General features: G+C 74.9%; 14 protein-coding genes and 1 pseudogene. 10 read left to right on the plus strand and 5 right to left on the minus strand.

The window, feature by feature from the left end; genetic code table 11:
- Positions 1-22: 22 nt before the first annotated feature.
- The 4 genes from BJ968_RS21965 to BJ968_RS21980 form a co-directional block, all read right to left on the minus strand.
- Positions 23-1,153: an ATP-binding protein gene (locus BJ968_RS21965; RefSeq protein ID WP_179755489.1), complete on the minus strand. Its 1,131-nt coding sequence runs from the start codon at positions 1,151-1,153 to the stop codon at positions 23-25.
- The gene (locus tag BJ968_RS21970) at positions 1,150-2,790 is read right to left on the minus strand and encodes a DUF5691 domain-containing protein (RefSeq protein ID WP_179755491.1); all 1,641 of its coding nucleotides are present in this window, start codon (positions 2,788-2,790) and stop codon (positions 1,150-1,152) included. Before BJ968_RS21970 ends, BJ968_RS21965 begins: the two co-directional genes overlap by 4 nt.
- Complete coding sequence (locus tag BJ968_RS21975) at positions 2,787-4,148, minus strand: SWIM zinc finger family protein (protein ID WP_343078205.1); 1,362 nt, start codon at positions 4,146-4,148, stop codon at positions 2,787-2,789. The genes BJ968_RS21970 and BJ968_RS21975 overlap by 4 nt, the downstream gene beginning before the upstream one ends.
- A 159-nt stretch (positions 4,149-4,307) precedes the next feature.
- Positions 4,308-5,759, minus strand: a complete 1,452-nt coding sequence (locus BJ968_RS21980) for an NAD(P)/FAD-dependent oxidoreductase (protein ID WP_179755495.1) — start codon at positions 5,757-5,759, stop codon at positions 4,308-4,310.
- A gap of 6 nt (positions 5,760-5,765) precedes the next feature.
- On the opposite strand from BJ968_RS21980, the gene BJ968_RS27040 reads away from it, so the two are divergent.
- The 7 genes from BJ968_RS27040 to BJ968_RS25260 all read left to right on the plus strand — a co-directional run bounded on the left by BJ968_RS27040 (position 5,766) and on the right by BJ968_RS25260 (position 14,976).
- Positions 5,766-6,233 carry an AsnC family transcriptional regulator gene (locus BJ968_RS27040; RefSeq protein WP_179755497.1) on the plus strand — a complete coding sequence of 156 codons (468 nt, stop codon included), beginning with the start codon at positions 5,766-5,768 and terminating at the stop codon, positions 6,231-6,233.
- 75 nt (positions 6,234-6,308) lie between these two features.
- Positions 6,309-7,703 carry an aspartate aminotransferase family protein gene (locus tag BJ968_RS21990; RefSeq protein ID WP_179755499.1) on the plus strand — a complete coding sequence of 465 codons (1,395 nt, stop codon included), beginning with the start codon at positions 6,309-6,311 and terminating at the stop codon, positions 7,701-7,703.
- On the plus strand, positions 7,700-10,903 hold the full coding sequence (locus BJ968_RS21995; RefSeq protein WP_179755501.1) for an FAD-dependent oxidoreductase: 3,204 nt from the start codon (positions 7,700-7,702) through the stop codon (positions 10,901-10,903). Before BJ968_RS21990 ends, BJ968_RS21995 begins: the two co-directional genes overlap by 4 nt.
- The gene (locus BJ968_RS22000) at positions 10,900-12,045 is read left to right on the plus strand and encodes a polyamine ABC transporter ATP-binding protein (RefSeq protein ID WP_218885228.1); all 1,146 of its coding nucleotides are present in this window, start codon (positions 10,900-10,902) and stop codon (positions 12,043-12,045) included. Before BJ968_RS21995 ends, BJ968_RS22000 begins: the two co-directional genes overlap by 4 nt.
- Positions 12,042-13,211, plus strand: a complete 1,170-nt coding sequence (locus BJ968_RS22005; RefSeq protein WP_179755503.1) for an extracellular solute-binding protein — start codon at positions 12,042-12,044, stop codon at positions 13,209-13,211. The genes BJ968_RS22000 and BJ968_RS22005 overlap by 4 nt, the downstream gene beginning before the upstream one ends.
- Entirely contained in the window at positions 13,211-14,095 is an 885-nt protein-coding gene (locus BJ968_RS22010; protein WP_179755505.1) for an ABC transporter permease, read from the plus strand. The genes BJ968_RS22005 and BJ968_RS22010 overlap by 1 nt, the downstream gene beginning before the upstream one ends.
- Positions 14,092-14,976 carry an ABC transporter permease subunit gene (locus tag BJ968_RS25260; protein WP_218885229.1) on the plus strand — a complete coding sequence of 295 codons (885 nt, stop codon included), beginning with the start codon at positions 14,092-14,094 and terminating at the stop codon, positions 14,974-14,976. The genes BJ968_RS22010 and BJ968_RS25260 overlap by 4 nt, the downstream gene beginning before the upstream one ends.
- Before the next feature lie 12 nt (positions 14,977-14,988).
- Here BJ968_RS25260 and BJ968_RS22020 read toward each other — a convergent pair whose 3' ends face one another.
- Positions 14,989-15,666, minus strand: a complete 678-nt coding sequence (locus BJ968_RS22020; protein WP_179755507.1) for a GntR family transcriptional regulator — start codon at positions 15,664-15,666, stop codon at positions 14,989-14,991.
- Positions 15,667-15,796: 130 nt separating this feature from the next.
- On the opposite strand from BJ968_RS22020, the gene BJ968_RS22025 reads away from it, so the two are divergent.
- The 3 genes and pseudogenes from BJ968_RS22025 to BJ968_RS22035 all read left to right on the plus strand — a co-directional run bounded on the left by BJ968_RS22025 (position 15,797) and on the right by BJ968_RS22035 (position 18,678).
- Positions 15,797-16,597, plus strand: coding sequence for an IclR family transcriptional regulator (locus tag BJ968_RS22025; protein ID WP_179755509.1), 801 nt, complete (start codon positions 15,797-15,799; stop codon positions 16,595-16,597).
- Between the two features lie 369 nt (positions 16,598-16,966).
- Positions 16,967-17,407 (plus strand): annotated as a pseudogene (locus BJ968_RS22030) (serine hydroxymethyltransferase); the annotation flags it as partial.
- The gene (locus tag BJ968_RS22035) at positions 17,404-18,678 is read left to right on the plus strand and encodes a sarcosine oxidase subunit beta family protein (protein ID WP_179755513.1); all 1,275 of its coding nucleotides are present in this window, start codon (positions 17,404-17,406) and stop codon (positions 18,676-18,678) included. The pseudogene BJ968_RS22030 and the gene BJ968_RS22035, both read left to right, overlap by 4 nt.

Below are 18,678 nucleotides of genomic sequence, written 5' to 3' on the forward strand. Positions count from 1 at the left end.
GTCCCGCCCGTGGGAGCCGTGCTCACCCGCTCACCTCGCGGCAGGCGCGGTAGAACGGCGCCCAGTCGCGACGTTCGCGGACGACGGCTTCGAGGTACTCCGTCCACACGGCGCGATCGGCGACGGGGTCCTTGACGACGGCGCCGAGGATCCCGGCGGCGACGTCGTCGGGGCGCAGCTGCCCGTCGCCGAAGTGCGCCGCGAGTGCGATGCCGTGGGTGACCACCGAGATCGCCTCGGCGGGCGAGAGCGTGCCGGAGGGGCTCTTCAGACGGGTGCGCCCGTCGCTCGTCTGCCCCGAGCGGAGTTCCCGGAAGACGGTGACCACGCGGCGGATCTCCTCGCCCGCCGTCGCCACGGGAGGCAGTTCGAGCGCCGCACCGAGCTGGGCGACCCGGCGCGTGACGATGTCGACCTCCTCGTCCTCGCTGGCCGGCAGCGGCAGCACGACGGTGTTGAAGCGCCGGCGCAGCGCCGACGACAGCTCGTTGACGCCGCGGTCGCGGTCGTTGGCGGTGGCGATGACGTTGAAACCCCGGCGCGCCTGGACCTCGATCCCCAGTTCGGGGACGGGCAGCGTCTTCTCCGACAGCACCGTGATGAGGGCGTCCTGCACGTCGGAGGGGATGCGGGTCAGTTCCTCGACGCGGGCGATGCCGGCCCCCTGCATGGCGGTCATCACCGGGGAGGGGACGAGCGCGGCGGCGCTGGGCCCTTCCGCCAGCAGGCGCGCGTAGTTCCAGGCGTAGCGGATGGCCTCCTCGGCGGTGCCGGCCGTTCCCTGCACGAGCAGGGTGGAGCGGCCGCTGACGGCGGCGGCCAGGTGTTCCGACACCCACGTCTTGGCGGTGCCGGGGGACCCGAGCAGCAGCAGCGCCCGGTCGGTGGCCAGGGTCGCGACGGCCACCTCCACCAGGCGGCGCGGGCCGACGTACTTGGGGGTGATCACCGTGCCGTCGGACAGCGTTCCGCCGAGCAGGTAGGTGGTGACCGCCCACGGTGAGAGCCGCCACGCCGCCGGGCGGGGGCGGTCGTCGGCCGCGGCGAGGGCGGCCAGTTCCGCGGCGAAGGCCTGCTCGGCGTGCGGGCGCAGCACCACCTCCCCGGGACGGTCCTCGGTGGCGCCGGTCGTAGCGGTGGCGGGGACGGTCAACGGAACTCCTCGAGCATCTGGTGGCGTTCGGCCACGGTGTCGGCGACGTCGGTCAGGGCGGAGCGCCACGGGGTGTCGTCGGGCAGGGCGTCGGCGACGACGCGCAGCGCGTCGGCGGTGGCGGGAGTGGCCGGCAGGCGGTGCGCGGCCCGCTCCAGCAGGTCGTGCGTGACCCACCGGCTGCGACGGGGTGCCGCGGTGAGCCAGCCGAGCACGGCGTCGGCCAGCGGCTGCGGCCACGGCCCCGGGCAGGCCGCGACGACCGCGACGACCCGGTCGTCGGCGTCGTCGCGCCTGCTGCGCGCGGCGGCGGTGACGACCGCCACGACGGCGGCGACCCGCTCGGCGGGCGGCAGGACGGCCAGCAGCTCGGCGTCGTGGCCGGTGGCGTACCCGCCGTCGGCGCCGGCGTCGAGCAGCGCCCGCGCCCAGCGCCCGTCGCGGTGCAGGACGGTGGCGCGGGCCCAGGCGGTGTGCAGGTCCTGGCCCGGACCGCCGTCGACGGGCAGCGCGAGGAGGCGTTCGGGGCTCTCGCCCAGCGCCTGCTCCCAGGCGCCGGGCGGCGTGAGCGCGACCAGCTGCTGCAGGGCCCAGGCGCCCGGGCCCACCCCCGCGGGAGCGGCCCCGGCGCTCACCGGCGGCAGGGCCGGGTCGGTGGGGTCGGGCAGGGTGACGACGAGGGTGCGCCGCAGCCGGTGCCGTTCCAGGTGCACGGCGGCCAGCGCGGCCCGGTGCACGCGCTGGGTCCACGCGGCCCCGGGCAGCCGCGCCAGGAGCTGCTCGGCGGCGCGGCGCACGTCCTGGCTGCGGTCGGCGCGGGCGCGTTCGAGCAGTTCCTCGTCCTGCGCCGACAGCCCGACGGCCACCGCCGCGACGAAGGCGGCGCGGTCCTCGGCGCGTTCGGAGCGCCAGGTCGTGGCCAGCAGCGCGGTGCGGGCGGCCGCCGGGTCCTGCCGCCGCAGCCGCCGGACCCAGGCGCGGCGATCCGCGGGGCTGCCGTGCTCCCACACCGGGTCCGGGACCTGCGCGTCGTCGGGCCCACCGCCGGGGGACGAGGGAGCCGCTGGGCGGTGGGGTTCCACGGCGCCGGCCCAGTCGGCGCGCAGCCCGGCCAGCCACCAGCCGCGCGGGCCCAGCACCGGGGCCACTGCGGCGGCGATCCCGTCGCGCCGCAGGGCCAGGTCGAGCAGCGCGGGCAGTCGCGGGGGCGGGAGGGTGCAGCCGGCGTCCGCCGCCAGGCTCAGCCACGTCCGCAGCAGCGTGTCGGTCCTCCCGCCCTCACCGCCGCCGGGGGTTCCCGGGCCCAGCCGGGCCAGCAGCGACCCCAGGCGGGCCGCGGCCGCCGCGGGCAGTGGAGCGTCGTCACCGGTGGGCGCGGGGGTGAGCGGGGTGCGGCCGGGCAGCGGGGTCCGCCCGGCGCGGCGGTGGACCGTCAGGAGGGCGGCGGCGTCCAGCAGGGTGGTCGTGGCGTCCCGCGCGCCCACCGCGGCGCGCACGTCGGCGAGCGCGGCGGCCACGGGGGCGGGCAGCGCGGACAGGTCGGCGGGACGGCGGTCCGTGCCCAGCAGGGCGGCACCGACGAGGGCGTCCCAGCCGGCCCCGCCGGCGCTGGGGCCGGTGGTCGGGGGTGTCGTCACAGCCGGACCAGCCCGTCCCCGGTCACGGCGGCGCTCAGGCGCAGCCCCTCCGGGGTCCAGTCCCCGGCCACCGCGCACGGCGCCGCCCCCGTGACGGCCAGCAACGTCCACACCCCGTCGGGGCCGGTGAGGGGGACCGCGTGCCCGGCGGTGTCCACCAGCGCCCAGCCCTCCTGCGCCGGGACGGTGCCCGCGACCGGTGCGGACGGCGGTGCGGACAGGACGACGTCGGCGAGCACGACGGGCAGTTCGGGCAGCCACGGGTCCGCGGCCAGCGCACCGGCCCACCGGGCGTGCGCGGCGGCCACCGTCTCGGCCGCGACGGCGCCCAGGGGACCGGGGTCGCCGTGGCGGGTCCCGACGACGGCGCGCAGCGGGTGGGCGCCGGGGTGGAAGTGCAGGTCGGCCTCGACGCTGGTGCCCGGGACCAGCGAGGCGTCCAGCGGACGTCCGGGCGGGGCGAAGGAGAGCACGACCGCGGTGCGCCCGCTGCGTCCACCGCTGAGGTGCGCGCGCCGGGTGACCAGCCGGTCCTCGACGTGGTCGCGCAGGTCGAGCACGTTCCAGCGGTCGCGCACGGGGGTCCCGGCGAGGACGTCCTCGGTGCGCACGGGGTGGCCGACGCGGGACCGGACGGTGGCGGCCAGCGGTGCGGGCAACTCCTGCGCGCGAGCGTGGGCCTCGACCAGCAGGTGCAGCATCGCGTGCTCCTCCAGCAACCGCGAGGACCAGCCCTCCCCGCTGACCGCGACCCGCGCGAGCCGGCGCACGGAACCGGCGAGCGCACCGGCCTGCGCGTCGACGAGGCGGGCGGCGACCGGGTCGGTGCGCCGGTAGCCAGCGTGGTCGGCGCCCGCCAGCCCCGTGCGGGTCTGGTCGTGGAGCCAGCGCGACAGTTCCTCGACCCCGTCGCGGACCCGGGCGGTGCGCTGCTCGGCGCGGCGGGCGGCGACGGCCGGGTCCGCCGGTGGCCCCCCGGCCCGGGCGGCCGCCGCGGGGCGCGCGGCCTTCTCGGTCCGGGAGGCCAGCCACGCCTCGCTGAAGGGCGCGGGGGTGCTCGCCGCGGGAACGGCCCCGCCGGCCCACAGCAGCAGCAGGCCCAGGGCGTGCTTGCAGGGGAACTTGCGGCTCGGGCAGGAGCACTTGAACGCCGGGCCGGACAGGTCCACGACCGTCTGGTAGGGCGTCGCGCCCGACCCCTTGCACGAACCCCACACCGCGCCGCCCGTCCCCTCGCCGGGGTCGAGCGCGCCGGTCTGCGACCACGGGGCGGGCACGCCGAGCTTGCGCCCGGCGGTGGCGCTCGAGGCGTCGGGGGCCAGCGCGAGCACCTGCTCCACGCTCCAGCGGTCGATCACGCCGTCGACGGTATCGACCGCCACCGACACGCACCGGGTCCCCGCGGGACGTTCACCCGGTCGGCAGGCGACCCCCGCGCCCGACCCGGGTGGGAGCGCAGCCGGCCGGTGCCCCCGCCGGGGGCGGCGCGCCCGGCCCGGCCCCCGGGGACCGTCGCGTCAGGAGTCGAAACCCAGCCCCAGCCGGTCCAGCGTCCGCAGCCAGACGTTGCGCTGACCCTCGTGCCGGTCGGCGTGGTCGAGCGACCGGGTGGTCACCTCGACCCCGCCCCACGCCAGGGGTTCGGGCGGGAACGGCACCGGCGGGGTCCGCACGAGCTCGAGTTCGGTGAGCTCGGTGGGGCCGTCTTCCGCGCGGGCCAGCAGGTCCAGGACGACGTCGGCCGCGAAGCGGGTCATCCCCACGCCGAGACCGGTGTACCCGGCGACGTGCGCGACGCGGCCGCCGTGGCCGGTCCCGAAGAACGGGAAGAACCGCGTGCAGGTGTCGATCGCGCCACCCCAGGCGTGCGTGAACCGCACGCCCTCCAGTTGCGGGAACGTCTGCTGGAAGTGCGCGGCGAGCGTCCGGAACGAGTCGGGGTTCTGGTCGTACTCGGCCGACAGCCGCCGGCCGTAGTGGTAGACGGCGTCGTACCCGCCGAACAGGACCCGGTCGTCCGCCGTGCGCCGGTAGTAGTGGAAGCGGTTCCCCAGGTCCCCGACGCCCTGCCGGTTCCGCCAGCCGATGGCCGCGAGCTGCGCGCCCGACAGGGGTTCGGTGACCAGGGCGTAGTCGTAGACGGGGATGGTGTGCCAGCGGTAGCGCGGCAGGAGCGATGGGAACACGTTGGTGCCCAGGGCGACGCGCCGGGCGCACACGTCCCCGCCGGGTGTCCGCAGGACGACGTCGCCGTCCGCCGAGGAGATGTGGCGCACCGGGGTGTGCTCGGCGATCCGCACGCCGAGCTCGAGGCACGTGCGCTTCAGCTCCCAGCACAGCCGCGCGGGGTTCACGAGGGCGGTGTCGTCCCGCGTCCACACCCCGGCCAGGTAGGTGGGGGAGTCGACCTGCGCCCGCACGGCGGCCGTGTCGAGGAACCCGGGTTCCCCCCGCAGCTGGTCGACCTGATACGCCTCGGTGGCGACCGACAGACCGCCCGTGCGCTCGAAGTCGCAGTCCCACCCGTAGCGGGCCACGCTGTCCTGCAGACCGTCCAGGTTCGCCAGGCCGAGGGCGTCGAGCCGGTCCACCTCGCCGGGCAGGTGCAGTTCACCGTTGCTGCGGCCGTGGGTCAGGCTCGCGTCGATGAACCCGCCGTTGCGGCCGGAGGCGGCCCACCCGATCCAGGCGCCTTCGAGCAGCAGCACGTCGCGCCCCGGGTCGCGCTCCTTGGCGCGCAGGGCCGTCCACAGCCCGGTGAACCCGCCGCCCACGACGGCGAGGTCGGTGCGGGTGCCGGTGATGAGGGGTGGTTCGGCGTCCGGCCGGCCGGGGTCGTCCAGCCAGAACGGGGTGCTCGCGACGGCCCGCAGGGCGTCGTCGACGGCCGGTGATCTCGACGTGAGGAACGGCACGCGCCGAGTTGTACCGCGACGCCTCGCGGTGGGACAAGGGGTTCCGCGTAGCATCGGGCCGTGCCGAACCGTCAGCCCGCGCCCGCCCTCGACGACCTCTCCAAGCGGATCATCGAGGTCCTCCAGGAGGACGGCCGGATGTCGTATGCGGCGATCGGCAAGGTCGTCGGGTTGTCCGAGGCGGCCGTCCGCCAGCGCGTGCAGCGCCTCCTCGACGGCGGCGTGGTGCAGATCGTCGCCGTGACCGACCCCGTCCAGGTGGGCTTCGCCCGGCAGGCGATGATCGGAATCCGGGCCGAGGGGGATACCCGCATCGTCGCCGACCGGCTCGCCGAGGTCCCGGAGATCGACTACGTCGTGGTCACCGCCGGTTCCTTCGACGTCATCGTGGAGGCCGTCTGCGAGGACGACGACGGCCTGCTCGAGCTCATCAACGCCAAGATCCGCGCCGTCCCCGGGGTGGTCGCGACCGAGACCTTCGTCTACCTCAGCCTGCGCAAACAGCTGTACAACTGGGGCACCCGCTGACCTATCCGTCGCGAAACGAAGACGTAACGACGGAATCCCTTGTGGAACTGTACCGGCCGGTCTAGTGTCCGGCGCATGTCCAGCCTCCTCGCGAAGACCCCGCGCGGCACGGACCGTTCCGTGGCCGCCCGAGAGCACCTGTGGATGCACTTCACGCGGCACGCCCCCTTCGACGCCGGCGAGGAGGTGCCCGTCATCGTCCGCGGTGAGGGCGCCCGCATCTGGGACCAGCACGGCCGGGAGTACCTCGACGGTCTCGCCGGCCTGTTCACCGTCCAGGTCGGCCACGGCCGCACCGAGCTGGCCGAGGCCGCGGCCCGGCAGGCCTCCACCCTGGGTTTCTTCCCGCTGTGGTCCTACGCCCACCCGGCCGCGATCGACCTCGCCGAGCGCCTGGCCCACGAGGCCCCGGGCGACCTGGACCGGGTGTTCTTCACCGGCAGCGGCAGCGAGGCCGTCGAGACGGCGTGGAAGCTCGCCAAGGCCTACTTCAAGCGCATCGGCAAACCCGGCAAGCACAAGGTCGTCAGCCGCTCCATCGCCTACCACGGGACCACCCACGGTGCGCTGTCCATCACCGGCATCCCGGGGGTGAAGGCCGACTTCGAACCCCTGGTCCCCGGGACGTTCCGCGCCCCCAACACCAACTCCTACCGGGCGCCGGAACACCTGCGCGAGGACCCCAAGGCGTTCGGCCGCTGGGCCGCCGACCGGGTCGGGGAGGCCATCGAGTTCGAGGGTCCCGACACCGTGGCCGCGGTCTTCGTCGAACCCGTCCAGAACGCCGGCGGCTGCTTCCCGCCGCCGCCGGGGTACTTCGAGCGACTGCGCGAGATCTGCGACGAGCTCGACGTCCTGCTCGTCAGCGACGAGACGATCTGCGCCTTCGGCCGCATCGGTGAGCTGTTCGCGTGCAAGGACTTCGACTTCGTCCCGGACATCATCACGTGCGCAAAGGGGCTCACCAGCGGGTACTCCCCGCTGGGGGCGGTCATCGCCTCCCAGCGCCTGTTCGAGCCGTTCCGCGCGCCGGGGGAGGTGTTCGCGCACGGCTACACGTTCGGCGGCCACCCCGTCTCGGCGGCGGTCGCGATGGCCAACCTCGACATCTTCGAGCGCGAGGGCCTCGTCCAGCACGTGCACGAGAACGCCCCGCTGTTCCGCCGGGCGCTCGAGCGCCTGCTCGACCTGCCGATCGTCGGCGACGTCCGGGGGGCGGGGTTCTTCTACGGCATCGAGCTCGTCAAGGACCAGGCGACGCGGGAGACGTTCGACGAGGCCGAGTCCGAGCGCCTCCTGCGGGGTTTCCTCTCACCCGCGCTGTGGGAGGCGGGGCTGTACTGCCGCGCCGACGACCGCGGGGACCCGGTGATCCAGCTCGCGCCGCCGCTGGTCGTCGGTCCGCCGGAGTTCGACGACATCGAGCAGCGGCTGCGGTCGGTGCTCGTCGAGGCGGGCCGGCTGCTGTGACCGTGCGCTCGCTGTGGGAGGACACCGCGCCGCCGGGCCCCGCCCGCGAGCCGCTGGACGGGGACACCGAGGTCGACGTGTGCGTCGTCGGGGCCGGCTACACCGGTCTGTGGACGGCGTACCACGTCCTCGAGCACGACCCCGGAGCCTCCGTCCTGGTCGTCGAGGCCGAACGCGTCGGGTTCGGGGCGAGCGGCCGCAACGGCGGCTGGTGCTCGGCCCTGCTGCCCCAGGGGGAGTCCGCCCTGGCCGCCGAGCACGGTCCCGCGGCGGCCCGGGCCATGCGGGAGGCGATGCGCGCGACGATCGACGCGGTCGAGCGCGTCGTGGTCGCCGAGGGCATCGACTGCCACTTCCGCCGCGGCGGCACCGTCGTCGTGGCGCGCAGCGAGCCGCAGCTGGCCCGGGCCGTCGCCGAGGTCGCGGCCGACGAGCGCGCGGGGTCCCCGGAGCGGCTGCGCCTGCTGGACGCCGAGCAGACCCGCAAGACCGTCGGGATGACGCGCGCCCTGGGGGCGACGTACACCCCCGACTGCGCGCGCATCCACCCCCTGCGGCTCGCGCGCGGCCTGGCCGAGGCCGTGGAACGGCGCGGGGGGCGCATCGTCGAGGGCACGCGCGCCACGCAGGTGGCGGCCGGTCGCGTCCGCACCGATCGCGGCACGGTCCGGGCCCGGCACGTGGTGCGGGCCACCGAGGCGTGGACGGCGACGACGGGCTCGCGCGAGGTCGTCCCGGTCTACTCCCTCATGGTGGCCACCGAACCCCTGCCGGCCCGGTTCTGGGAGCAGGCCGGGCTCGAGAACGGGGAGACGTTCTCCGACCACCGGCACGTCGTCGTCTACGGCCAGCGGACCGCCGACGACCGGCTCGTGTTCGGCGGGCGCGGTGCCCCGTACCACTTCGGGTCCTCGATCCGGCCGGAGTTCGACGGGGACGAGGCGGTGTTCCGGAAGCTGCGGGCCACGCTGCGGGACCTGTTCCCGGCCGTCGCCGGTGCCCGGTTCACCCACGCCTGGGGCGGGCCGCTCGGCATCGCGCGCGACTGGCACGCCGCGGTCCGGCACGACCCGGTGTCGGGCCTGGGCAGCGCCGGCGGCTACGTGGGCGACGGCGTCGGCACGGCCAACCTCGCGGGCCGGACCCTGGCGGCCAGCATCACCGGCGCCGACCCCGAGCTGCTGCGGCTGCCGTGGTTCGGCCACGTCCCGCCCCGGTGGGAGCCCGAGCCGCTGCGCTGGCTGGGCGTCAATGCCGGCCTGCTGGTCGCGCGGGCCGCCGACGCCGCCGAGGGCCGCCGACGCCGCCGAGACCGCCCTGGGCCGTCCGACGCCCCTGTCGAGCGCCCTGGCCCGGCTCACGGCGCACTGAGCCCCTCCCGTGGGTACTCGCCGTGGTGGCGTCCTCACGCGATCGGTCGGCCGGAGGCCGCTCGAGGGGCGGAACCCGTGGCGGCAACACGATGGAAACACCGAATCCGTTGTCACGGAGGCCATCCGCTTGTACCTTCCGATGCCATGAGCGGTACTGCGGACCTCGTCCTGCACTCCGGACGGGTTTTCACCGGGACCGGGTTGCACCCCTCGGCGACGGCGGTGGCCGTCAGCGACGGCCGCGTCGCCGCCGTCGGGACGGACGCCGAGCTCCGGTCCTGGACCGGGCCCGGCACCCGGACGGTGGACCTGGCGGGCCGGCTGGTCCTGCCCGGTTTCACCGACGCCCACGTCCACCCCGTCATGGGCGGCCTGGAACGCCTGGGCTGCGACCTCAGCGAGGTCCACGGCGCGCAGGCCGCCCTGGACCGGGTCGCGGCCCACGCGGCGGCCCACCCCGGGGAGTGGGTCTCCGGCGGGGGCTGGTCGATGGCCGACTTCCCCGGCGGCACCCCCCGTCGCGAGGACCTCGACCGCGTCGTGCCGGACCGGCCGGTGTTCCTGCTGAACCGCGACCACCACGGCGCGTGGGCCAACAGCCGGGCCCTGGAGCTGGCCGGGGTCGACGCGCGGACCCCCGACCCCGTCGACGGCCGGATCGAGCGCGACCCCGACGGCACCCCGACCGGCACGCTGCACGAGGGCGCGATGGACCTCGTCAGCCGCCTGCTGCCACCGGTCACCCCGGCCGACCTCGCGGCCGGGCTGGCCGAGGGGCAGCGGTACCTGCACTCCGTGGGCGTCACCGGCTGGCAGGACGCCATCGTCGGCGCCTACGCCGGCCACTCCGACACCACGCCGGTCTACCTGGACGCGGTGGCCGCCGGCACCCTCACCGCCCGCGTCGTCGGCGCCCTGTGGTGGCCGCGCGGCCGGACGGCCGAGGAGGTCGACGACGTCGTCGCCGGGTTCGTCGCCCACCGCGAGCGGGTCGCGGCGGCCGGCTCGGACCGCTTCCGGACCACGAGCGTCAAGATCATGCTCGACGGGGTCGCGGAGAACCGGACCGCCTCGATGCTCACGCCGTACCTCGACGGCTGCGGCTGCAGCTCGGGGGAGACGGGCCTGTCCTACCTGGACCGCGACCTGCTGCTGGCCGCCGTGCCCGCGCTGGACGCGGCGGGCTTCGACGTCCACGTGCACGTCATCGGCGACCGCGCCGTGCGCGACGCCCTCGACGCCGTCGCCCTGGCGCGGCGGTCCCCCGCCTCCCGCGGCGGCCGGCACCACCTGGCGCACCTGCAGGTCGTCCACCCCGACGACGTGCCCCGGTTCGCCGCGCTCGACGTCACCGCCAACGCCCAGGCGCTGTGGGCCTGCGAGGAGGAGCAGATGACCGCGTTGACCACACCCCTGCTGGGACCGGAGCGGAACTCCTGGCAGTACCCGTTCGGGGGGCTGCTGCGGACCGGGGCGCGCCTGGTCATGGGGTCGGACTGGCCGGTGTCCACCCCCGACCCGTGGCAGGCCGTCCACGTCGCCGTCAACCGCACCCCGCCGGGCGTCGACGCCCGCCCCTTCGGCCCCGAGCACGCGCTGACCCTCACCGAGGCCCTGCACGCGTACACCGCCGGATCGGCCTGGATCAACCGGCACGACGACGCCGGCACGCTCACCGCGGGAGCCGTCGCCGACCTCGCCGTCGCCAGCGTCGACCCCTACTCCGTGGAACCGCGGGACCTGCACCGGGTGCGGACCGACCTGACCCTCGTCGCCGGGACCCCGGTCCACGAGGCGTCGACGGACCTGGCGGGGGTGGGACGGTGAGCGTGCTGGCCCCCGACACCTCCTCCCTCGCCGGCACCGGCGGCGGGTCGGTCGACATCACCGGCGTCGTCAAGCGGTTCGGCGCGGCCACGGCCGTCGACGGCGTCGACCTGCACGTCCGGTCCGGGGAGTTCCTGTCCCTGCTCGGTCCCAGCGGCTGCGGCAAGACCACCCTGCTGCGGATGCTCGCGGGGTTCGAGCACCCCGACGCGGGCGACCTCGCCATCGACGGCCGGTCCGTCCTCGGCCTGCCCCCGCACCGGCGCCCCGTGAACACGGTGTTCCAGGCCTACGCGTTGTTCCCGCACATGACCGTCGCCGAGAACGTCGCCTACGGGCTGCGGCAGAAGGGGCTGCGGCGCAGGCGCGTCGAGGCCGGGGAGGTCCGCCGCCGCGTCGGCGAGGCGCTGGAGATGGTGCGCATGAGCGCCTTCGCGCAGCGGTCCCCCAGCGCCCTGTCCGGCGGTCAGCAGCAGCGCGTCGCGCTCGCCCGCGCCCTCGTCAACCGCCCGCAGGTGCTGCTGCTCGACGAACCCCTCTCCGCCCTGGACCGCAAGCTGCGCGAGGAGATGCAGGTCGAGCTGAAGCTGCTGCAGACGTCGCTGGGCACGACCTTCGTCTTCGTCACCCACGACCAGGAGGAGGCGCTGTCCATGAGCGACCGCATCGCGGTCATGCTCGACGGCTGCGTGCAGCAGTTCGGGGTCCCCGAGGAGGTCTACGCCGAACCCGTCAGCGCCTTCGTCGCGGGGTTCATCGGCAAGCAGAACTTCCTGCCCGGCCAGGTCGTGCAGCCGGGCGTGGTGACGTGCCCGGAGGGCACGCTGGCCACCCGCCCCGTCGACCTGCCGGCCGGGTCCCCCGTCCTCGCCGCCGTCCGCCCCGAGGCCGTCCAGGTCACGGCCGGCGAACCGGCGGGCGCGGCCAACCGCGTCCGCGGCCGCCTCGCGGGCGTCGCCCACCTCGGCGACGTCGTCCAGCGCGTCGTCGTGACGAGCTCGGGTGCGGAGGTGCTGGCCCGCGCCCCGCGCGGTGCCGCCGGCCCCGGCACCGGCGAGGTCGGGACCGAGGTCTGGTGCGCCTTCACCCCCGAGCACGTCCACGTCTTCCCCGCCCCCCACACCCCCGGGAGCCCCCTGTGACCGACCACCCCACCGCCCTCGTCCCCGCGGCGACCGCCGGCCGGCTCAACCGGACCCTGACCCGGCGCCGCAGCGTCCTCGCCGCCCTCGCCTCCAGCGCCGCGCTCGCGGCGTGCGGCGGGAACTCCAACGGGGCGGGCGGTGCCGCGGCGACCCCCGACGGCGAGCTCGAGGACAGCCTCAACGTCTACAGCTGGGCCGACTACGACGACCCGGACAACCTCACGGCGTTCGAGGGGACCGGCCCGAAGCTGCAGGTCGACAGCTACGCCTCGAACGAGGAGATGATCGCCAAGCTCGTCGCCGCCAACGGGGCCAGCGGGTACGACATCGTGGTCCCCACCGGGCTGTTCATCCCGCAGATGGCGCAGAACGGGCTCCTGGAGGAGCTCGACCACAGCAGGCTCAAGAACTTCGGCAACCTCGACCCCGCCTACCTCGGCCGCGACTGGGACCCGGAGAACAAGTACTCCGTCCCCAAGGACTGGGGCACCACGGGGTTCGTGTACGACAACACCGTCATCGGACGGCAGCTCACCTCGTGGGCCGACTTCCTCGACGCCGCGCAGAAGGAGGCGTCCGGGAACACCTCGATCCTCGAGGACCCCTGGGAGGTCACCTGCATCTGGTTCGCCGCCAACGGGATCGACCCGAACACCACCGACCCGGCGGAGATCGCCGCGGCCAAGGAGGGGCTGGTCCAGGGCCTGGCTCCGCACCTGAAGGGGTTCGAGTCCAACCCCGGCAGCAGCGCCATCGCCCAGTCGACCTTCGCCCTCATGCAGTGCTGGAACGGCGACGCCCGGCTCGGGATCGACGGCTCCGACACGCCGGACAAGTGGACGTACGTCTTCCCCACGCCGACGGCCAACCTCTGGATCGACAACTGGTGCATCGCCAAGGGCGCCGAGCACCCCGACGCGGCCTACGCCTTCATCGACTTCATGCTCGACGAGGCGAACTCGGTCAAGGAGGTCCTCTACATCGGCTACCCGACGGCGCTGAAGGACATCGCGGCGAAGGCCGCGGCGGCGGGGCTGGACCGCTCCGAGCTCGTGTTCCCGGACAAGAGCATCGTCGACCGCCTCACCGTCAGCCAGCTCAACGAGGGCCACCAGGCGATCGTCGAGGCGGTCGACGCGATCCGCGCCGCAGCGGGGAACTGATGCTGCGCCGCCTGCGGACGCCCCACGGTGCGCTCGCCCTGCCGGCCTGGGTCTTCCTGCTCGGCTTCTTCGTCGCCCCCGTCGCGCTCGTCGTCTGGTACAGCTTCGGGTACAAGCCGGGCATGTTCGGCACCCACGCCAACGACGTGCTGTCCCTGGACCGGTACGGCGAGGCGCTCTCCGGCACGTTCGTCCGCACGTTCTGGAACACCCTGCGCATCGCCGTGGTGGGCACCCTGGTCTGCCTCGTCGTGGCCCTGCCCTTCGCCTACTGGCTGGCCGTGAAGGTGCCCGCGCGGTGGCGGGGGCTCGTCCTGGCCCTCGTCATGGTGCCCTTCTGGACGAACTTCCTGGTCCGGACCCTCGGCTGGCAGATCGCGCTCTCACCGCAGGGCCCGTTCTCGACGGCGTGGCAGGCGCTCGGCGGGGACCCCTTCGACCTCCTCTACACCCGGGGCGCCGTGCAGCTCGGCGTCGTCTACAACTACCTGCCGCTGATGCTCCTGCCGCTGTACGTCGCGCTGGAACGCACGAGCCACACGCTGCGCGAGGCCAGCCGCGACCTCGGCGCCGGACGCTGGCGCACCTTCGTCGACGTCACCCTGCCCCTGGCCTTCCCGGGGATCGCCTCGGGCAGCCTGCTGGTGTTCGTGCCCCTCATGGGCGACTACGTCACGGCGACGGTCCTGGGCGGCGCCAAGGGCAACATGGTCGGCCAGCTCGTGGCCGGGCAGTTCCAGTCCGCGCAGAACTGGGCGCTGGGGTCGGCCATGGCCGTCGTCCTCATCCTGTTCACCGGGGGCACCGTGCTGCTCACCGCCGTCGCGGTGCTCGTCGTCCGCCGGGTCCGACGGGCCCGTCGCCACGTGGAGGTGACCCTGTGATCGACGACCGTCCCCCCGTCCTCGTGCGGTCCCGGCCCGCGCGGCGCCGCACGCGCTCCGACGTCCTGCTCACCGCCTGGGGCGTCCTCGTGCTGCTGTTCCTGTTCCTGCCGATCGCGGTGATCGTCGTCTACTCGTTCAACTCCGGGCGGCTGCTCACCTCCTGGGGCGGCGCCGGGTTCGAGGCGTACACGGCCGGGCTGTCCCGGCCCGTCATCCGCGCCGCGGTGGCGACGTCCCTGCAGACCGCGGTCGGGGCCGCGCTGCTGTCCGCCGTCATCGGCTCCCTCGCCGGTCTGGCCCTGGCCAGGGTCGGCGGGCGGTGGGCCGCGGGGCTGACGCTCCTGCTCGGCCTGACCCTCGTCACGCCGGAGATCGTCGACGCGATCTCGCTGCTCGGCTGGTTCGTCTCCCTCGACACCGAGGCCGGGCTCCCGCTGTTCGGCAACGGCATCGCCCGCCTCGTCGTCGCGCACTCGGTGCTGTCGACGGCTGTCGTCACCTTCATCGTGCGCGCCCGGGTCGCCGGTCTGGACGCCCGGCTGGAGGAGGCCGCGGCCGACCTGTACGCGACGCCGTGGCGCCGGTTCCGGGACGTCACGCTGCCGCTGGCGGCGCCGGGGGTGCTGGCCGGCGGGCTCATGGCGTTCACGTTGAGCCTGGACAACACCATCGTCGCGAGCTTCGTCTCGCTACCGGGCGCCAGCCCCTGGCCGGTGTACGTGTTCTCGGCCCTGCGGGCCGGGTTGCGGCCGGAGATCGCCGCCGTGTCGACCCTCCTGCTGCTGCTCACCCTCGTCGCCCTGGCGGTCGTCGCGCTGGTGCTGCGCCGGTCGGGCGACTCCGCCTCGGACATCGCCCGCACGATGGCGGGCGGCTGACCCGTCCGCGGGTCAGAGCACCCTGCGCACGGTCTCCTCGAAACCCGTGACGTGCTCCACGGCCAGCCGGGCCGCCTCGGCCTCGTCGCCGGCGACGATGGCCTCCAGCAGCGCCACGTGCTCCCCGACGTGACCGGCGAAGGTGGGCAACCGGTCCAGGACGAGGCACCAGATCCTGGTGGCGAGGTTGTCGTGGCGGACGAGGACGTCCTCCAGGTAGGCGTTGCCGCAGTGCCGGTAGATGCTGCGGTGGACCTCGATGTCGTGACGCATGAGCTCGCGCTGCGACACCACCGCGGACCCGTCGGCGGAGGTGACCCGCAGGCCGGCGACGGTGCGGGCCAGGGCGCTCATCTCGGCCCGGGCGGCGTCCCCGGCGCGGCGGGCGGCCCCGGCGGCGGCGAGGGGTTCCAGGGCCCGGCGCACTTCGGAGATCTGCCCCAGGTCGGTCATGTCGACGGTGGTCGCGAACGTGCCGCGGCGGGGGTAGGCGATGACGAGCCGGTCGGCCTCCAGCCGTTTGAAGGCCTCACGCACGGGGGTGCGCCCCACCCCGAGCTGCTGGGCCAGGGCGTCGTCGTCGAGCGGTTCCCCGGGGCGGATGTCCAGCACGAGCAGGCGGTCGCGCAGCTGCTCGTAGGCGAGGTCGGCCAGCGTGGACGACGGCCCCTGGGTGGTCACGGCGCTCATGGGACCGATGGTACGAGTGACCACGCACTGGTACATCAGTGTCCCGGGGTCCCCGTGAGCCGGGTCGCGGGGACTGCGCCCCGCGCGGCCCGTGGCGGTGGTGTTGCGACGATGCTGGGATGGTGGGGGCATGAGCGGCACGCCGGGGACTGCTGATGGCCCGCGCACCTCACCCGTCCAGTCCGTCGACCGGGCCGTGACGATCCTCGAGGTGCTGGCCGAGCTCGGCGAGTCCGGCGTCACCGAGATCTCCCAGCGCCTCGACGTGCACAAGTCCACGGCGTTCCGGCTGGTCACCGCCCTGGAGAGCAGGGGGCTGGTCGAGCAGGTCGGCGACCGCGGCAAGTACCGCCTGGGCATGGCCGTGGTCCGGCTGGCCGGGGCCGTGACCGAGCAGCTCGACGTGGCGCGCCGGGCCCGCCCGGCCTGCGAGGCGCTCGCCGCGGCGACGGGGGAGACGGTGAACCTCGCCGTCGCCGACGGGGACGCCGCCATCAACGTGGACCAGGTCCGCGGGACGTCCTCGGTCGTGACCCGCAACTGGGTGGGGGAGCGCACCCCGTTGCACGCGACCTCCAGCGGCAAGGTGCTCATGGCGTTCTGCCCGCCCGTGCGCGCCGCCGGGCTGACCGAGCGGCTGCGCCGGTTCACCGACGCCACGGTCGTGCGGGGCCGCGACCTGGAGGAGGCGCTCGGCAAGATCGCCGTCGACGGGTACGCCGTCACGCAGGAGGAGCTGGAGGTGGGGCTCAACGCCGTCGCGGCGCCGGTGCGCGGCGCGGACGGGACGGTGCTGGCCGCTCTGAGCGTGTCCGGCCCCTCGTACCGGCTGACGCCCGAGCGTCTCCTGGAGGTGGCTCCCGAGGTCGTGGCGGCCGCGGAGACGGCGTCGGCGAACCTCGGCTGGCGGGCCAGGACCCCCCGCCCCTGACCTCCGGGGCGGACCGGGGCGACGCCTCCTCGACGTCGCCCGCCCCACGTCGCGCCCGGACGGGCGCCCGCCGCACCGGGGCGACGCCGGACCTTGACCTGTGAGCAGCCGGCTCTTAGAGTCCGGACAGATATATCAGTGTCCTGACAGCGACCAGGGGTGGCGATGACGACCGCGGTGCAGCACGGGGGCAGGTCGAGGGCCGACGGCACCGTCCCCGGACGGCCCCTGGCCGGGGCCGCTCCCGACGTCGCGGCGGCGACCGCGTCGGAACCGGCGCGTCGGCAGTCCACGCTGGAGATGACGGCGAGCGGGGACCCCGAGCCCCGCGCCGTCGGGGAGGCGCCGGGGTCGGTGCTCACCACCGGCTTCGCCGAGCACTGGGAGCGCGCGCTCACCGGGGCGGAGCTGCTGGCCGAGCGCCTGCTCGCCCGGGACTCCCGGGCCGCCGGTCTCGACGTCGTCAGCGGCGGCACCGACGTCCACGTGGTCCTGGTGGACCTGCGCGGTTCCCACCTCGACGGCCGCCAGGCCGAGGACCGCCTGCACGAGATCGGCATCGCGGTCGACCGCCACCCCGTCCCCCGCGACCCGGCGACCCCCGGAGCGGGTTCCGGTGTCCGGATCGGGACCCGGGCCCTGGCCGCCCGCGGGTTCGCCGCCGCGGACTTCGCCGAGGTCGCCGACGTCGTCGCCGCCGCGCTGCGACCCGGCACCGACCACCTGGCCCGGCTGGCCCTGCGCGGCCGCGTCAGGGCCCTGGCCCGCCGCCACCCGCTCCACCCCGACCTGACGGAGGCCGACCGATGAGCACCGTGGACGCGTTCTCCCGCGATCCGGCCCGGGCGGTCGCCGCCCGCACCCCGGGGGCGGACCTGCCCGAGCACCCGGACTTCCTGTGGCGCAACCCCGAGCCGAGGAAGTCCTACGACGTCGTCGTCGTCGGGGGCGGCGGGCACGGCCTGGCGACGGCGCACTACCTGGCGAAGAACCACGGGATCACGAACGTCGCGGTCCTGGAGAAGGGGTGGCTGGCGGGCGGGAACATGGCCCGCAACACCACCCTCATCCGGTCGAACTACCTCTGGGACGAGTCGGCCGGGATCTACGAGCACTCCCTGAAGCTGTGGGAGGGCCTGGAGGAGGACCTGGGGTACCCGATCCTGTTCAGCCAGCGCGGGGTGCTCAACCTCGCCCACACGCTGCAGGACGTGCGGGACTCGGTGCGGCGGGTGCAGGCCAACCGGCTCAACGGCATCGACGCCGAGTGGGTCGAACCGGACGAGGTCCGCAAGATCTGCCCGATCGTCAACACCTCCGGCGACATCCGCTACCCGGTGCTCGGAGCCACGTACCAGCCACGGGCAGGCATCGCCAAGCACGACTACGTGGCCTGGGGCCTGGCCCGGCGCGCCGACGAGGCCGGCATCGACATCATCCAGGACTGCGAGGTCACGGGTTTCACCGTCGACGGTGACCGGGTCACGGGCGTGCGGACCACGCGGGGCGACATCGCCTGCGGCAAGGTGGCGCTGGCCTCCGCGGGCAGCACCTCGGTGCTGACCGACATGCTGGGGTTCCGGGTGCCGATCCAGTCCCACCCGCTGCAGGCGCTGGTGTCGGAACTCCTCGAACCCGTGCACCCCACGATCGTCATGTCGAACGCGGTGCACGTGTACGTGTCGCAGGCGCACAAGGGCGAGCTGGTCATGGGGGCGGGCGTCGACTCCTACAACGGCTACGGGCAGCGGGGCGCTTTCCACATCGTCGAACGGCAGATGGCGGCGGCGGTGGAGCTGTTCCCGGTGTTCGCCCGGGCCCACCTGCTGCGGACCTGGGCCGGCATCGTCGACGTCACCCCGGACGCCTCGCCGATCGTGGGCAAGACCCCCTACGAGAACGTGTACCTGAACTGCGGCTGGGGGACCGGTGGTTTCAAGGCGACCCCGGGGGTGGGGTGGTGCTTCGCGCACACCATCGCCCACGACAGCCCGCACGAGTACAACGCGCCGTTCACCCTGGACCGGTTCGTGACCGGCCGGCTCGTCGACGAGCACGGCGCCGCCGCCGTGGCCCACTGA

Origin of the sequence: Kineococcus aurantiacus (genome assembly GCF_013409345.1) — a bacterium.
Taxonomy (GTDB): domain Bacteria; phylum Actinomycetota; class Actinomycetes; order Actinomycetales; family Kineococcaceae; genus Kineococcus; species Kineococcus aurantiacus.

What these genes read in the sequence shown, in the direction of transcription:
- BJ968_RS21980 (WP_179755495.1), bottom strand. Translation starts at nt 5,759, where the DNA reads ATGCTACGCGGAACCCCTTGTCCCACCGCGAGGCGTCGCGGTACAACT.
- BJ968_RS21990 (WP_179755499.1), top strand. Translation starts at nt 6,309, where the DNA reads ATGTCCAGCCTCCTCGCGAAGACCCCGCGCGGCACGGACCGTTCCGTG.
- BJ968_RS22010 (WP_179755505.1), top strand. Translation starts at nt 13,211, where the DNA reads ATGCTGCGCCGCCTGCGGACGCCCCACGGTGCGCTCGCCCTGCCGGCC.
- BJ968_RS22020 (WP_179755507.1), bottom strand. Translation starts at nt 15,666, where the DNA reads ATGAGCGCCGTGACCACCCAGGGGCCGTCGTCCACGCTGGCCGACCTC.
- BJ968_RS22025 (WP_179755509.1), top strand. Translation starts at nt 15,797, where the DNA reads ATGAGCGGCACGCCGGGGACTGCTGATGGCCCGCGCACCTCACCCGTC.
- BJ968_RS22035 (WP_179755513.1), top strand. Translation starts at nt 17,404, where the DNA reads ATGAGCACCGTGGACGCGTTCTCCCGCGATCCGGCCCGGGCGGTCGCC.